The sequence below is a fragment of the Natrinema salsiterrestre genome (assembly GCF_029502005.1).
GTDB classification, from domain to species: Archaea; Halobacteriota; Halobacteria; order Halobacteriales; family Natrialbaceae; genus Natrinema; species Natrinema salsiterrestre.
Genome location: NZ_JAMQOT010000008.1, coordinates 47,514 through 60,711, shown reverse-complemented (window position 1 = coordinate 60,711; position 13,198 = coordinate 47,514). Strand labels below are relative to the sequence as shown.

The window sequence follows — 13,198 nt, the reverse complement described above, 5'->3', positions numbered from 1 at the left end:
ACGAGGGAGTATGCCCGAATCAGATCTCGAGGAGCTCCCCGGCGTCGGACCGGCGACCGCAGACAAACTTCACGAGGCAGGCTTCGATTCGTATCAGAGCCTCGCCGTCGCCGCGCCGGCCGAACTGTCGAACACGGCCGACGTCGGCGAGTCCACGGCCGCGGACATCGTTCGCGCCGCCCGAGGCGCCGCCGACATCGGCGGCTTCGAAACCGGCTCGACGGTACTCGAGCGACGAAACGAGATCGGCAAGCTGAGCTGGCACATCGACGAGGTCGACGACCTGCTCGGCGGCGGGATCGAGACGCAGTCGATCACCGAAGTCTACGGCGAGTTCGGTGCCGGCAAGTCCCAGGTCACCCACCAGATGGCGGTCAACGTCCAGCTTCCCCAGGAGGTCGGTGGCCTCCACGGGAGCGCCATCTTCGTGGACTCCGAGGACACCTTCCGCCCCGAGCGGATCGACGACATGGTTCGCGGGCTGCCGGACGAGGCCATCGACGCGACGCTCGAGGACCGCGAGATCGAGGGCTCGGCCGACGACGAGGAGGCGGTCGACGCGCTCGTCGAGGATGTCCTCGAGAAGATCCACGTCGCGAAGGCGTTCAACTCCAACCACCAGATGCTGCTCGCCGAGAAGGCGAAGGAGCTCGCCGGCGAACACGAGGATTCCGAGTATCCCGTTCGACTGCTCTGCGTCGACTCGCTGACCGCTCACTTCCGCGCGGAGTACGTCGGTCGTGGCGAGCTCGCGGATCGACAGCAGAAGCTCAACAAGCACCTTCACGACCTCGACAAGGTCGGGAACCTCTACAACGCCGCCGTCATCGTCACGAACCAGGTCGCCTCGAACCCCGACTCCTACTTCGGCGACCCGACCCAGCCGATCGGTGGCAACATTCTGGGCCACAAGTCGACGTTCCGGATCTACCTCCGCAAGTCCAAGGGCGACAAGCGGATCGTCCGACTGGTCGACGCGCCGAACCTGGCCGACGGCGAGGCCGTCATGCGCGTTCAGGATGCGGGTCTGAAGCCGGAGTAATCGGTTAGAGCGATCGCTCGGCTTCGTGTCCGCGGACGGAAGGCGATTCGTCTCGTTTCTCACGACTCGCTATTCGAACAGCGATGGGTGTCATCGCGATCCGACGGTCGCCTCCGCTCTCATCGACCCGTATGTGAGGTGGAACCGGATGCCGTCGGCGTAAAACTGAGTACAGGAAAAACCGAACTGCGGCGGGTCCTCGGTCGACTCAGTCGTCTTCGGTCGTCGTCTTGTCGACGTCGAGTTCGCCCTGGTAGATCTCCGCGCCGTCCTGGGCGACCTTCTCGGCTAACACTGCGCACTTGATCCGCATCGGCGAGATGTCGACGCCGAGCATGTCGACGACGTCGTCGCGATCCATCTCGTGGAGTTCGTCGATCGTCTTCCCGGCCAGTTTCCCCGAGAGCATGCTGGCGGAGGCCTGGCTGATCGCACAGCCGTCGCCCCGGAAGGCGACCCGCTCGATCGTCTCCTCGTCGTCGGCGAGTTTGACGTCCATGCGAATCTCGTCGCCGCACATCGGGTTCTCCCCGATGTGGGTGAATGTCGGATCCTCGAGCTCCCCGTAGTTCCGGGGGTTCTTGTAGTGGTCGAGGATCTGCTGTCGGTACATATCGGAGCCCAGTCCCATCGTTGGATACGGATAGGCCAGTGAGTTGTAAAAGGGTTCCGGGGCCGGAACGGGCGGTCAGACCGGGATTCGGCGGGTTCGGGGCCGTTGCTCGGTTCTCGAGGACCCGACGATCCGATCGGCTACACACCTGGGACTACCGGACTTCGTCTCGAGGCCGTCAGTTCCTCACTGCTCGCCCGCGACTTCCCCGTCGAACCGCTCGAGGTACTCGCGAACGAATCCCGCCCGATCCGCGGCGAGGTCCCGACCGACGTCGGTGTACATCCGGGCCGGGAGGTCGAGAATCTTCTTGTGGACGTGATTGTACTGGGTCGCGCCGGCGTCGGTGTCGTCCGCCTCGACGGGCCGGCCGGGGTCGTGGATCGGGTCCCCGATCTCGCCGCCGTAGGAGAACACGCGAGCGATGCCGACCGCACCGAGCGCGTCGAGGTTGTCCGCGTCGGAGACGAGTTTCGCCTCGAGCGTCGCGGGCTCGATATCGGTCGAGTAGCGGTGGGCGCGGATGCAGTGCTGGACGCGTTCGATCGTGTCCGTTTCCGCGCCGAGATCGCGGAGGATTCGGCCGCCCTTCCGCGCACCCCAGCTCGCGTGATCGTCGATCTCGCCGCGGTCTTCCCGCGTGCGGCCGATATCGTGGAGGACGACGGCGAGGCGGACGACTCGTTCCTCGGCCTCCTCGGGATGTCGGGCGACAAGCGTCTCGGCGAGCGCGTCGACCCGCTGGACGTGGTGCCAGTCGTGGGCCGGCGATGCATCGGTGAAATACGACCGGGCGCGGTCGCGAACTGCCTCGAGCATCGTCGGTCGTGTTCCGGCGACCGGGGCATAAGCGCGCCGTCATCGACGGCGGTCGTCGGTCAGTTCCGATTCGAATCGGTTGCGGGTTGCTCCGCCGACCTTTGGACGATCGCGACCCAGAACTCCTCGATCGACCGGACGAAGTCGACGAAATCCCCGGGCTCGAGCGGTTTTTGCATATAGCTGTCCGCCTCGATCCCGTGCGACTGCACGATCTTCTCTCCCGCGTCCGAACTCGTGAGCACGATGACCGGAATATCGCTCAACCCGGGGTCGTTTTTCAGCTCCGAGAGGACCTCGATCCCGCTCTTGCCGGGAAGCTGGGGCTCGAGGAGGACGATGTCCGGACACTCTCTGTCCGCGTACTCGTTTCGCTGATGGACGAAATCGAGCGCTTCCTCTCCGTCGGGGACGATATCGACGGTGTTGACGAGCTTTCCGTCTCTGAAATTCTCCTCGAAGAGGCGGCTGTCGCCGGGATTCGGTTCCACCAGGAGGATATCGATCGGTTCGTCCGGTTGCTCTTCGTCCGTACTCATTTTCCACACGTAGGATTCAGGGGGTTAAAACCCCGCTGTCGGCCGAATTGGACAGTCTCAGTCCGCGAACACTCACGAAATCGAGTGCAGCGACCGTGATAACGAGTCGAGGGAGTCACCGTGCGCTGGGCTGGGGTGATTCCGGGGTGGTCGATGCACCGTCGGCTAGTTATCTGAACCATTAGCAGTAGATATAAGTAACTATAGGTAAACGATCTAATCGGAAGGAAGGCTCCAAACGCGAGAGCGGAGGGGGCATGCCTCGAAATGCCCCGGGTGTCACAGCACCCGAGACTTGCTTCCAAACCCGAGAGGGTCTCGAAGCATGACTGCGTACATCCTACCGGGATATAAACGTCCCGAACGACAGTGGAATCAACCTCGAGAACCAGCGGCTGCTCCGGCTCTGTCCCGCGCTCGCGACCCGCGGAGGGCGCGATGAGCGACCGCGGCGAGGCCGGCAGCGACTCGAGCGGCGACGACCGATCCGATCCCGACGAGACGGGCGACGCACCCGAGCCCTGGGTGTTCTCACTCCCCGACTGCCCCGTGTGCGGCCAGCCCGTCACGAACGTGACCGTCACTGGCCCGCGCAGCGGCACCGCTGAACCCTGCGGCTGTTCGGTGCTGCCGGGCACCCTCGATCGGACGCCGCGGGGCTGAGTCGGGCTCGAGGATACACTTAGCTCGAGCCGTCGCGAAGGCGCTCGATTGGCACGTCGGTGATGTCGTCGTAATCGTCGTCGCCACCGACCAGTAGCGTCGCGTCGACGTGGGTCGCGGTCGCCAGCGCGAACGAATCGCCCAGTGCCGGATTGGAGGCAAGGACGTGCTCGGACGCGTCGAACCAGACCGGCTCGACGTCGATCGGCTCGAGTCCGAGCTCGAACACCCACTCGAGATACTCGTCGGCGACGTCGCGATCGTATTTTCGAGCGAGGATATACCGGACCTCGGAGACGGTCACCCAGCTGATGTAGCCGTCGCTGCCGTCGACGCTGACTGCGTCGAGGTAGTTCGCAACGGTGGACGCGCCCGGTTCGTCGGCAGCGTGTGCGACTAACGGCTCGGCGTCGAAGACGATTCGATCGGCCGTCGCCGTCATTTGTCCGACGAAAACTGGGCGTCTCGCTCGGACTTGTCCTGCGCCCGTTTGTCGCGAAGGAGCTCAGTCGCAGGGGTGTCGGTGGACGGGTCGCTGCGCGCGGCGAACCCCTGCATCTCGCTCGCGGAGCGAACCCGTTCGACGACGACGGTGCCGTCGTCGGTCTCTCGGAACAGCACTTTCCCGGGGGCGTCGATGTCGAGTTTCTCTCGGAAGCGCTTCGGAATCGTCGCCTGACCGTGCTTGGTGACCGCGACGATCTCCTTTTCAGAGTCGCTCGATGATTCTGATGCACTCATTATTCATAACTACGATTCCTTCATAGGTAAGGGTTTCCACTACTCGTAACGGCCTCCCGCGGTGTCGGACCAGTTCGCCGCTCGATTCCTCACCGGTGTCAGTCTCCGGTGTGGCTGGGTGCGCCGTGTATCGGGCGCGTTCGCTACTTCTCGGTCACTGGTCTGCGTCGAAAAATATAGCCGACAGCACCTCGTGATCGGCGTTCGCTTACGCGAACAGCTGACGCGCGTCGTCGATGGCGTCGACCAACTTGTCGATTTCCTCCTTCGTGTTGTAGACGTAGAAGGAGGCTCGAGCCGACGCCGCGACCCCCAGCTTGTCGTGGAGCGGCTGGGTGCAGTGGTCGCCGGCGCGGATCGCGACCGCGTGGTCGTTCATGATCGAGGCGAGGTCGTGGGCGTGGACGCTCTCGAGGTTGAAGCTGACGAGGCCGCCCCGATCGGAGCCGGGTTCGGGGCCGTAGATTTCGACGTCCGGCTCCGCGTCGAGTTGTTCGTAGGCGTAGCGGGCCATCTCCTCCTCGTGGGCCTCGATGCGCTCCATGCCGATCTCCTCGAGGTAGTCGATCGCGGCGACGAGGCCGACCGCTTCGGCGATCTGTGGCGTCCCGGCCTCGAACTTCCAGGGGAGCTCGTTCCAGGTCGACTCCTCGAAGGTGACCTTCGTGATCATGTCGCCGCCGTAGAGGTACGGCTGCATCGACTCGAGGATCTCCTCCTTGCCGTAGAGGACGCCGATCCCGGTTGGGCCGGCCATCTTGTGACCGGAAAAGGCGTAGAAGTCGGCATCTATTGCCTCGACGTCGACGGGGCGGTTGGGGACGGCCTGCGCGCCGTCGATGAACGCCAGCGCGTCGCGGTCGTGGGCGATGTCGACGAGCTCGGAGACGGGGTTGACGGTCCCGAGCGTGTTCGAGACGTGAACCGCCGAGACCATCGCGGTGTCGTCCGTGATGAGTTCGCGGGCGTGATCCATGTCGAGGCGGCCGTCCTCCGTGACTCGGATGTACTTGACGTCGGCACCCGTGCGCTTGCCGATCTGCTGCCACGTGACCAGCGAGGCGTGGTGTTCCATCTCCGTGAGGACGACCTCGTCGCCGGGGCCGAGTTCGTTCAGCCCCCACGAGTAGCCGACCAGGTTCTCCGCTTCGGTCGTGTTCTTCGTGAAGACGATCTCCTCGCGGCCGCCGCTCGCGCCGATGAACTCGGCGACGCGGTCGTGGGCCTCCTCGTAGGCGATCGAGGCCTCCTGACTCAGGTGGTGGATCCCGCGGTGGACGTTCGCGTTGTACTCCCGGTAGTAGTCGCTCATCGCGTCGACGACCGAATCGGGCGTCTGGGTCGTCGCCGCGTTGTCGAGATAGACGAGCTGCTCGCCGCTGAACTCCCGCTGGAGGATCGGGAACTCCTCCCGGATCGCCCCGACGTCGAGCGACTCGAGGTTCTGTTGACTCATTGGTGACTAGCAGGGACCGGACACAAAACACTCCTTCGGTCCGGACGTGGCGGGATTTTCCGGCATCTCGGCGAACCGGCTCGAATTGCGCCATCGGGCGGGTTCGTCGGGAATTCGACACCGGTTCTCGGGCTCGGTCGACGACCGAAACGCAAAACGGCAAGTGGGGTGGGAGCGGGTGGAAACGGAATTCGGGAGGTGAACGGCAGGGGTCGGTGGGGGAGGGGGTGGTCTGGTGGGTGCCCCTGCCGCAATGCATCGGTAAGGGTTCCCTTGACATATCAGTGTTCCCAAACGATTTTGGTACCGGTCGGATCGGCCACGCGGAGCGACCGTCCGCGGTCGAACGGCCGACGCGTTACCGGTCGACGACCCGGCTGCCGATCGACGGCTGCGTGTTCCCCAACAGCAGTTCCGCATAGCGGGCGGACAGCCACGCGACGGCGTTGAGGAGGTGCAAGACGACGAGCCCGACGAGGACGCCGACCGCCGTGACGACCAGGGCCGCCGGAAGCGAGTCGACGTACAGGGAGATCAACTCGCCGTCGGCGATCGAGAGCGTGACCGGGGAGATGTCGATGGTCCAGCCGTCGTGTTGGTACGTGAGTTCGGGGACGAACTCGATCGGATCGCCGACGTGGATGCCGACCAGATCGTTCCGGTAGTGCAGCGGTGCGGCGACCAGCACGTACGTGAACGCGAAGCTAACGGTGAGGAGGAGAAACGAGACGAATCCCAGTACGAACTTGCTGAACAGGTACCCGAGACCCTTCCACGTCCCGCGATCCGAGACGAGCCGTCGCACCCGCTCGCGAACGCCTCGAGGCGGTTCGGACGTCGGAATGTCGGCGCCGAGCAATCGACCGGCGAGGACTCGCTCGAGGGCGGTCAACTCGATCGAAGCGAACAGAGTGATCAGGACGCTCGGAACACCCATGACCAACAGAACGAGCGCGAGCGGAATCCCGGCGAACAGGATCGCGACGGGTTCCGACGTGGCCAGATCGGCGACCGCGAACGCGAGACCGATCGGGACCGCAAATCCGGTCAGGAGGACGGTGAAGTAGCCCATCCCCAGCGGGAACGCGAGCAAGAGATACAGGAGATTGTAGTACGTCTGTTTTCGAGCGGCGACGCCGAAGAACCAGCGGCTCGCGGTCCGAGCGCGTTCGAGTGCTGTTCCGGCCGCGGTGAGGGGCGATGACGGACGCGTCGATCTCATTCGGAATCGGGCCTCCTGAACGAGCGAACGATCGCGAGCAGTCCGAGCAGGTGGCAGGCGGTGACGACGAGCAGTACCGTCGCATCGGCCGCACCGGTCGCCCAGTCGATCGCGTGTGATAGCACGAAGGGGACGACGGTGAGGAAGGCGACGCCGACGGCGAGGAACAGCATCGGCCGGCTGGCGTTGCGAGCGTACCCTCGATAGGCGGTCCAGGTCACGACCGTCCCGAGCGCGGCGCTCGCCATCCCGGCGAAGAAGATCGTCGTCGTCTCGTCGAGACCGACCGCCGTCGTCACCGCCTCGAGGACGGAGCCCACGGCGGCACTGAGCGGAGCGATACTCGCGGTCACCGGTCGCACCCCCGGCTGCCGCATCGACCGGTAGCGATTCCTCTCACGGCCGGCCGTAGACGGTGTAGAGGATCGCGGTGAGGCCGACGATCTCGCTGAGGCTGGCGGGGACGGCCGTGATCACCGACGACGCTCCGAAGACCGTCGGGAGCAGGAAGCGAATGATCGTCGGCACCGCGGCGAGCAGCGTAATGCCGAGCGCCAGCCAGAGCAGCGGGGGCCGCCGGGCGTCTCTGTACCCGTCGTAGGCGCGTTTCGCGACCCAACACGCGATCGCGAAGGCGGTCGCCTGTCCGGCGAAGACCGCGATCGCGACCGCCGTCGTGCCGCCGTCGACGGTCTGGATGGGGAAGCCGAGCATGCCGATCACAGGTCCTCGAATAACCGGGTGAACCGGTCGGCGGGATCTTCGTCGCGGCGATACACGTCCATCTCCATCGACCCCTCGGCGATCTCGATCGCAACGCGCTCGAGTCGGGTGCTGTAGGTCTTGTAGTGGTGTCCATCCGGATCGTGCTCCTGGTATTCGTCGAGGAACCCCTGGTCCGCGAGCCGTTCGATCCGCCGATAGATCGTCGGCGGGGAGGCGTCGCAACGCTCGGTGAGTCGGTCGACGGACATCGGTTCCTCGCTCGCGGCGATGAGGATGCGGCGCGCGTACTCGTCGTCGAGGAGGGCGAGCACTTCCCGATCCTCATCGTCGGTCATTCGGTCGTTCGTATGACAGGATGATATAAAAGAACCCACAGTTTCGGAGCGTGAAACTGTGGGCCCCGGATTACCTTCCCAGCGCACGTAGCGCCGACCGGAATGACTGCGATCGAGACGTCCGGATTGACGAAGGAGTACGGGGAGATCACCGCCGTCGACGACCTCGACCTCACTGTCGCCGACGGCGAGGTGTTCGGTTTTCTCGGCCCGAACGGGGCGGGGAAGTCGACGACGATCGACATGCTACTGGACCTGACGCGCCCGACGGCGGGCTCGGCGACGGTACTGGGGTACGACGCTCAGGACGAGAGCGACGACATCAGTCCCCGCGTCGGCGTGCTGCCGGAGGGGTTCGACGTCTATCCCCGCCTGTCGGGTCGACGCCACCTCGAGTTCGCCGGGAAGACGAAAGGGACCGACGACGATCCGGACGAAATCCTGGCGCGCGTCGGGCTCTCGGCCGAGGACGGCGACCGCCCGGCCGGCGACTACTCCAAGGGGATGCGCCAGCGCCTCGCCACCGGCATGGCTCTGGTCGGCGATCCCGACCTCCTCATCATGGACGAACCATCCACGGGGCTCGACCCCCACGGTATCCGCGAGATGCAGGACCTCGTCCGCGGCGAAGCCGAGCGCGGGACGACCGTCTTCTTCTCGAGTCACATCCTCGAGCACGTCGAGGCGGTTTGCGATCGCGTCGGCGTGTTGAACGAGGGCGAACTCGTCGCCGTCGACACGATCGACGGGCTCCGCGCGGAACTCGGCGGCGGTGCGACGATGGCGCTGACCCTCGCGGATCCCGCCGAGTGGGCCCGCGATCTCGTCACCTCGCTGGAAGGGGTCGCCGACACGACGGCCTCCGGACGCACCCTCGAGCTATCGGTCGTCGACCCGGCGGCGAAGGCGACCGTCGTGACCGCGCTCGCCGATGCGGGGGCGACGATTCGGGACGTACGGATCGAGGAGGTCTCGCTCGAGTCGCTGTTTACCGCGCTGACGAACGGCGACGAGGGGCGATCCGGGACGGCCGATGCGGTGACGACCGAAACGGAGGCGGCGCGATGACCTCGCATATCGCGACCGTCGCTCGCAAGGAGTTCGAGGACGCCGGCCGGTCGAAGCTCCTCTGGTCGCTGATCGGGCTGCTCGTCGGGCTCGTCGCCGTCGGCTACGTCGCAATCTGGTACACGGCCGACGATATCACCGCTGCCGAAGTCCTCAGCTTCCTCGGCGTCCCGTTGCAGGTCATTCTACCGGTCGCCGCCCTGATCGCCGGCTACATGGCCGTCGTCGGGGAACGGCGGTCGGGAAGCGTCAAGCTCCTGCTCGGCCTGCCGCCGAACCGGACCGATGTCGTCTTCGGCAAACTCCTCGGCCGGACGGCCGTCGTGGGGGTCGCCATCGGGCTCGCCTTCCTCGTCTCGCTGGTCCTCGGGGCGGTCCTCTTCGGCTCGGTCCCGTTCCTCGAGTGGCTCGGCTTCGCCGCGGTGTCACTACTCTTCGGGACGACCTTCGTCGGTCTGGCCGTCGGCGTCTCCGCCGCCGTTTCCACGCGCGGGAAGTCGATGGCCATCGTCGTCGGTCTCTACATGGTGTTGATCGCCCTGTGGGAACTGCTCACCGCCGGCCCGTACTACCTCATCTACGACGAGTCCGTGCCGGTCGAGGCCGAGACGTGGTATCTGGTCCTCGAGCAGTTCAACCCGATCTTCGCGTACACCAATCTGGCCAACACCGTCGTCGAGGGCTCGATCTTCCCCTTCCAGTTCCAGTACGGGCTGCAGTCGATGGAGGCCTATCAGATGACGCCCGCCGAACGCTACCCGGGCGACGCGCCGTTCTACCTGCAGGACTGGTTCGGTATCGTCGTCCTGGTGGTCTGGGCGGTCGTGCCCGTCGCGATCGGCTACTATCGGTTCCAGCGAGCCGATCTCTAGGCGCGAGTCGCGGGCTCTCGATCCGTCGAATCGGTCGCAGAAAAGCGGTCCTCGCCGGCGCTCGGTCGGATTCGCCGGCGCTCAGTTGCGGTCCGCTCCGGTCACTGCATCTGCAGCAACTGCGCGTGCAGCGTCGTCCCGACCTCGAGGACGTTCGCCTCGTCGACGAACCCCTCCTCGACGGCGAGCTCGACGGCGCGGGTGCCGACGATGTTCGCGACGGCCGCCTCGCCGAGACTCTCGAGGACCGCTCGTTCGTCGACTTCATCGCCGCCGTAGAACTCCTCGGTGACGGTCAGGGAGAGCTCGCCCTCCTCGAACGTCTCGCCGAGGACGTCCTCGTCGCAGACGGCGACCAGCAATCCCTCCGGGGTCTCCCGTTCGTTGACGATCATCCGATCACTCGAGTTCCCACTCGCGGTCCTCGTCCTCCTCGTCGTCGACGCCGAGATCGGCGACGCCGAGGTCGTCCAGCCCGATGTCTCCCTGCCGCTGGGGCGGCGACTGGCGGTTCGCACCGCCGCGTCCCGCTCCGGCACCGGCTCCGCCGCGGCCGGCTTCGGTACCGGGACCGCCGCCGCCCTGCCCATACATCTCTTCGCGGTCGTCCATCATCTCCTGTTCGGCCTGCTCTTTCATCTGGTTTGCTTCCTCGGCGATCTCCTCGGCCTGATCGAACTCGCCGAGCTCCTCGAGGATCTCGGCTTTCGTCTCGAGGACCTTCGCGTTGCGCAGGCCGAGCCGGATCGCGTTGTCGACGCAGTTGAGCGCCTCCTCGGCCAGCCCGCGCTCCGAGAGGAAGAACGCGCGGTTGAACCAGCCGGCGGCGAAGCGCTCGTCGATCTCGATGGCGCGTTCGGCGTGCTCTAAGGCCTCGCTCGTCTCGCCGAACTCCCAGAGCGCGTAGGCGAGGTTCGTCTCGGCGGTGGCCGCGTGCTCGCTCTCGCCGTCGATCCGCAGGGCCTCGCGGTGGGCGCCGATGGCCTCGTCCCACTCCTCGAGTTCGCCGTGGGCGACGCCCTTGTTCACCCACGCTTCCTGTGCGAGTTTCTCGTCCTCGGCGTAGCGGGCGGTCCGCTCGAAGGCGTCGGTGGCCTGCTCGTAGCGGTTGATCTGCATGTAGTTCAGGCCGACGTCGAGCAACTCGCTCGCGTCGACGTCGTCCTGATCGATGTTGTGCTGGTCGAGCGTGTCGGTGACGACGCGGGAGTCGACGGGATCGACCTTCGACGGGTCGACGCCGAGCTCCGGCGGGTCCAGGTCGAACTCCTCGTACGGATCGCCGAACCCCTCTCCCTCGGAGAAGCGATGATCGCGATCGTCGTCTCGGTCAGTCATTACGTTGAACGTCGCGGCGACGACTGTTAAGGGCTGCGACCCGGGTATCGGCGGGATTCAGAGACCGCCGAAGCCCCTCCGGAACGCGGCTCTCAGGCTCGGTTACCGAGGCGTCTGGTGACTCCCCGAAGGGACTGCGTCACCTCCGCCGGGTGCGGCAGTCCGAGCCGGTACCGGACCCGATCCTGGCGCTTGAGCGGCTCGAACACCGCGGGCTCTCTGAGCTCCCAGACCTGCGCCCGGCCCCGGCCGCCGTGTCGGTCGAGGATCGCGTTCGCCGCGCGGCGACCGGCCTCGTTGGCCGACTCCATCGATGCCAGATCGGAGTTCGTTCGCACGTAGTCGCTCGCCAGGGTGAGGTTTCCCACGCCGACGTCGGCCGGCGGCCGCCGTCGGAGCGACCCGACGGTGTTGATCAACAGCGGCGAGCGGTTTTCGACCCCGGCGTCCGTTTCGACGATCGAGGGATCGAGGAACCAGTCGACCACCATGTCGTCCCGCAACTGCTGATCGGCCCCGTTCAGGTGGGTCTTCAGCTGGGCCCATATCTCCTCGGCGATCTCCTCGCGCGTACAGTCTCTGGCCGGCTTTTCGTGGTGGATTCCGGGCGCGTCCCAGTCGGAGGCGATGACCGAGAGAACGCCCTCGACCTCGTCAGGACCGCGCCCCTCGAGGTCGTAGTCCGTCCAGAACTGGCGCTGCGAGATCGAGGTCAGCGCCCAGGGGGCGTCGGCGTAGACCTGGTGGCCCCGGGTCAGCTCGACGTCCTCGGTGAGGTAGAATTGAATCCCGTTCATCCAGGCCGTATTGAGGCGGTCGATCCGACCCAGTTCCGGCGCTTCCCGGCGTAACTCCGGCGTGACGAACTCGGGAGCGACTTCGACCGGGACGGCCAGCACGAACTCGTCGACAGTGACCGTCTGCCCGTCGACGAGTTCGGCGCCGGTAACGCGGCGTCCGTCGAACTCGAGGCCACGTACGGGGGTGTTCGGCCGGAACTCGACGCCCAGCGTCTCGAGGTGGGCGATCCACGGATCGATCCAGGCCTCGTTCGTCGGCGCGTTCAGGACCCGTTCGGTCGACTCAGTCGGATCGAGCTGGCCGAACAGTAACTGCAGGTAGATGGTGCCGACCGTCCGGGCGCTCCCGACCTGCGGCCGGAGGGCGACGAGCGCCTGGGTCGCGTACGCGAGTCGATCGCGGAACTCCTGCGATCGGTTCTCGGCGTCGATGAACTCCCACCAGGAGATGTCGTCGAGTTCCTCCTCGCGACGGGCATCGCAGGCGGTCAGCAGGTACAGCAGCCGCTCGAGCAGGAACCGGACGTCACTGCGGGGCAGGTCCTCGGCGAAGGCCGGGCGAAGCGCCTCGAGCCAGCCCCGAACCGAATCGGGCGTGCGGGTCTCCGCGATCCGCCCCGAATCCGCGGTGCTCGCGATCAGCGTCGCTTCGGTCTCGACGAGGTTGTCTTCGACGGTTCCGGCGCCGTCGGGAATCCGCCTCATCGTATCGACGACGTGGCGGTAGAACGCCGGGAAGAACCGGAATCCGTGTTCGCCGTGGAGCGCGGCCGGATCGTCCGCGATCGGCATCGATCGGGCCTTCCCGCCGAAGCGGTCGTTCGCCTCGAAGACGGTCACGTCGTACCCGCGCTCGGCGAGTTCGTGCGCCGCCGTGAGGCCGCCGATTCCGCCACCGAGTACGGCAACGTCGGTCATTAGCCGCTCTCGGGGACGGATCGACATAACGGGCGTCCCTAACTAC

General features: G+C 65.9%; 17 protein-coding genes. 4 read left to right on the top strand and 13 right to left on the bottom strand.

Annotated elements, in window-relative coordinates; all coding sequences use genetic code 11:
* Positions 1–10 precede the first annotated feature (10 nt).
* Entirely contained in the window at positions 11–1,042 is a 1,032-nt protein-coding gene (gene radA / locus NDI89_RS19110) for a DNA repair and recombination protein RadA (protein ID WP_277523876.1), read from the top strand.
* Between the two features lie 208 nt (positions 1,043–1,250).
* On the opposite strand, the gene sufU is transcribed toward radA, so the two are convergent.
* The 3 genes from sufU to NDI89_RS19095 form a co-directional block, all read right to left on the bottom strand.
* Positions 1,251–1,673 (bottom strand): Fe-S cluster assembly sulfur transfer protein SufU, encoded by a 423-nt coding sequence (gene sufU / locus NDI89_RS19105; RefSeq protein ID WP_277523874.1) that lies wholly within the window; start codon positions 1,671–1,673, stop codon positions 1,251–1,253.
* Positions 1,674–1,841: 168 nt separating this feature from the next.
* Positions 1,842–2,474 carry an HD domain-containing protein gene (locus tag NDI89_RS19100; RefSeq protein ID WP_277523872.1) on the bottom strand — a complete coding sequence of 211 codons (633 nt, stop codon included), beginning with the start codon at positions 2,472–2,474 and terminating at the stop codon, positions 1,842–1,844.
* Between the two features lie 59 nt (positions 2,475–2,533).
* Positions 2,534–3,013 carry a response regulator gene (locus NDI89_RS19095; RefSeq protein ID WP_277523871.1) on the bottom strand — a complete coding sequence of 160 codons (480 nt, stop codon included), beginning with the start codon at positions 3,011–3,013 and terminating at the stop codon, positions 2,534–2,536.
* A gap of 438 nt (positions 3,014–3,451) precedes the next feature.
* Between NDI89_RS19095 and NDI89_RS19090 the strand changes: the two genes are divergently transcribed.
* Complete coding sequence (locus NDI89_RS19090) at positions 3,452–3,676, top strand: hypothetical protein (protein ID WP_277523869.1); 225 nt, start codon at positions 3,452–3,454, stop codon at positions 3,674–3,676.
* A 19-nt stretch (positions 3,677–3,695) separates the two neighbouring features.
* On the opposite strand, the gene NDI89_RS19085 is transcribed toward NDI89_RS19090, so the two are convergent.
* From NDI89_RS19085 to NDI89_RS19055, 7 genes are all read right to left on the bottom strand, one after another.
* A complete protein-coding gene (locus tag NDI89_RS19085) occupies positions 3,696–4,118 on the bottom strand; it encodes a PIN domain-containing protein (RefSeq protein ID WP_277523867.1) in 423 nt (140 codons plus the stop codon).
* The gene (locus tag NDI89_RS19080) at positions 4,115–4,417 is read right to left on the bottom strand and encodes an AbrB/MazE/SpoVT family DNA-binding domain-containing protein (RefSeq protein WP_277523865.1); all 303 of its coding nucleotides are present in this window, start codon (positions 4,415–4,417) and stop codon (positions 4,115–4,117) included. The genes NDI89_RS19085 and NDI89_RS19080 overlap by 4 nt, the downstream gene beginning before the upstream one ends.
* Before the next feature lie 208 nt (positions 4,418–4,625).
* The gene (locus NDI89_RS19075) at positions 4,626–5,873 is read right to left on the bottom strand and encodes an aminotransferase class V-fold PLP-dependent enzyme (protein WP_277523863.1); all 1,248 of its coding nucleotides are present in this window, start codon (positions 5,871–5,873) and stop codon (positions 4,626–4,628) included.
* Between the two features lie 358 nt (positions 5,874–6,231).
* On the bottom strand, positions 6,232–7,095 hold the full coding sequence (locus tag NDI89_RS19070) for a sensor domain-containing protein (protein ID WP_277523861.1): 864 nt from the start codon (positions 7,093–7,095) through the stop codon (positions 6,232–6,234).
* Positions 7,092–7,448 carry a DUF7521 family protein gene (locus NDI89_RS19065; protein ID WP_277523860.1) on the bottom strand — a complete coding sequence of 119 codons (357 nt, stop codon included), beginning with the start codon at positions 7,446–7,448 and terminating at the stop codon, positions 7,092–7,094. Before NDI89_RS19065 ends, NDI89_RS19070 begins: the two co-directional genes overlap by 4 nt.
* A 43-nt stretch (positions 7,449–7,491) precedes the next feature.
* Entirely contained in the window at positions 7,492–7,809 is a 318-nt protein-coding gene (locus NDI89_RS19060) for a hypothetical protein (RefSeq protein WP_277523858.1), read from the bottom strand.
* A 5-nt stretch (positions 7,810–7,814) separates the two neighbouring features.
* Entirely contained in the window at positions 7,815–8,156 is a 342-nt protein-coding gene (locus NDI89_RS19055; protein WP_277523856.1) for a winged helix-turn-helix domain-containing protein, read from the bottom strand.
* A 102-nt stretch (positions 8,157–8,258) separates the two neighbouring features.
* Here NDI89_RS19055 and NDI89_RS19050 point away from each other — a divergent pair, with 102 nt between their 5' ends.
* Positions 8,259–9,224, top strand: a complete 966-nt coding sequence (locus tag NDI89_RS19050; RefSeq protein ID WP_277523854.1) for an ABC transporter ATP-binding protein — start codon at positions 8,259–8,261, stop codon at positions 9,222–9,224.
* Positions 9,221–10,096 (top strand): ABC transporter permease, encoded by an 876-nt coding sequence (locus tag NDI89_RS19045; RefSeq protein WP_277523852.1) that lies wholly within the window; start codon positions 9,221–9,223, stop codon positions 10,094–10,096. Before NDI89_RS19050 ends, NDI89_RS19045 begins: the two co-directional genes overlap by 4 nt.
* Before the next feature lie 101 nt (positions 10,097–10,197).
* Here NDI89_RS19045 and NDI89_RS19040 read toward each other — a convergent pair whose 3' ends face one another.
* The 3 genes from NDI89_RS19040 to NDI89_RS19030 all read right to left on the bottom strand — a co-directional run bounded on the left by NDI89_RS19040 (position 10,198) and on the right by NDI89_RS19030 (position 13,152).
* Positions 10,198–10,491 (bottom strand): DUF424 domain-containing protein, encoded by a 294-nt coding sequence (locus NDI89_RS19040; protein WP_277523850.1) that lies wholly within the window; start codon positions 10,489–10,491, stop codon positions 10,198–10,200.
* A 4-nt stretch (positions 10,492–10,495) separates the two neighbouring features.
* Positions 10,496–11,434 (bottom strand): tetratricopeptide repeat protein, encoded by a 939-nt coding sequence (locus NDI89_RS19035; RefSeq protein ID WP_277523846.1) that lies wholly within the window; start codon positions 11,432–11,434, stop codon positions 10,496–10,498.
* A 92-nt stretch (positions 11,435–11,526) separates the two neighbouring features.
* On the bottom strand, positions 11,527–13,152 hold the full coding sequence (locus NDI89_RS19030; protein ID WP_277523844.1) for a hydroxysqualene dehydroxylase: 1,626 nt from the start codon (positions 13,150–13,152) through the stop codon (positions 11,527–11,529).
* Positions 13,153–13,198 lie beyond the last annotated feature (46 nt).

Bases quoted from the DNA above. Each gene is read 5' to 3' on its own strand.
- NDI89_RS19080 (WP_277523865.1), bottom strand. From the start codon at position 4,417: ATGAGTGCATCAGAATCATCGAGCGACTCTGAAAAGGAGATCGTCGCG.
- radA (WP_277523876.1), top strand. From the start codon at position 11: ATGCCCGAATCAGATCTCGAGGAGCTCCCCGGCGTCGGACCGGCGACC.
- sufU (WP_277523874.1), bottom strand. From the start codon at position 1,673: ATGGGACTGGGCTCCGATATGTACCGACAGCAGATCCTCGACCACTAC.
- NDI89_RS19030 (WP_277523844.1), bottom strand. From the start codon at position 13,152: ATGACCGACGTTGCCGTACTCGGTGGCGGAATCGGCGGCCTCACGGCG.
- NDI89_RS19075 (WP_277523863.1), bottom strand. From the start codon at position 5,873: ATGAGTCAACAGAACCTCGAGTCGCTCGACGTCGGGGCGATCCGGGAG.
- NDI89_RS19055 (WP_277523856.1), bottom strand. From the start codon at position 8,156: ATGACCGACGATGAGGATCGGGAAGTGCTCGCCCTCCTCGACGACGAG.
- NDI89_RS19045 (WP_277523852.1), top strand. From the start codon at position 9,221: ATGACCTCGCATATCGCGACCGTCGCTCGCAAGGAGTTCGAGGACGCC.
- NDI89_RS19095 (WP_277523871.1), bottom strand. From the start codon at position 3,013: ATGAGTACGGACGAAGAGCAACCGGACGAACCGATCGATATCCTCCTG.
- NDI89_RS19100 (WP_277523872.1), bottom strand. From the start codon at position 2,474: ATGCTCGAGGCAGTTCGCGACCGCGCCCGGTCGTATTTCACCGATGCA.
- NDI89_RS19085 (WP_277523867.1), bottom strand. From the start codon at position 4,118: ATGACGGCGACGGCCGATCGAATCGTCTTCGACGCCGAGCCGTTAGTC.
- NDI89_RS19040 (WP_277523850.1), bottom strand. From the start codon at position 10,491: ATGATCGTCAACGAACGGGAGACCCCGGAGGGATTGCTGGTCGCCGTC.
- NDI89_RS19035 (WP_277523846.1), bottom strand. From the start codon at position 11,434: ATGACTGACCGAGACGACGATCGCGATCATCGCTTCTCCGAGGGAGAG.
- NDI89_RS19070 (WP_277523861.1), bottom strand. From the start codon at position 7,095: ATGAGATCGACGCGTCCGTCATCGCCCCTCACCGCGGCCGGAACAGCA.
- NDI89_RS19060 (WP_277523858.1), bottom strand. From the start codon at position 7,809: ATGCTCGGCTTCCCCATCCAGACCGTCGACGGCGGCACGACGGCGGTC.
- NDI89_RS19090 (WP_277523869.1), top strand. From the start codon at position 3,452: ATGAGCGACCGCGGCGAGGCCGGCAGCGACTCGAGCGGCGACGACCGA.
- NDI89_RS19050 (WP_277523854.1), top strand. From the start codon at position 8,259: ATGACTGCGATCGAGACGTCCGGATTGACGAAGGAGTACGGGGAGATC.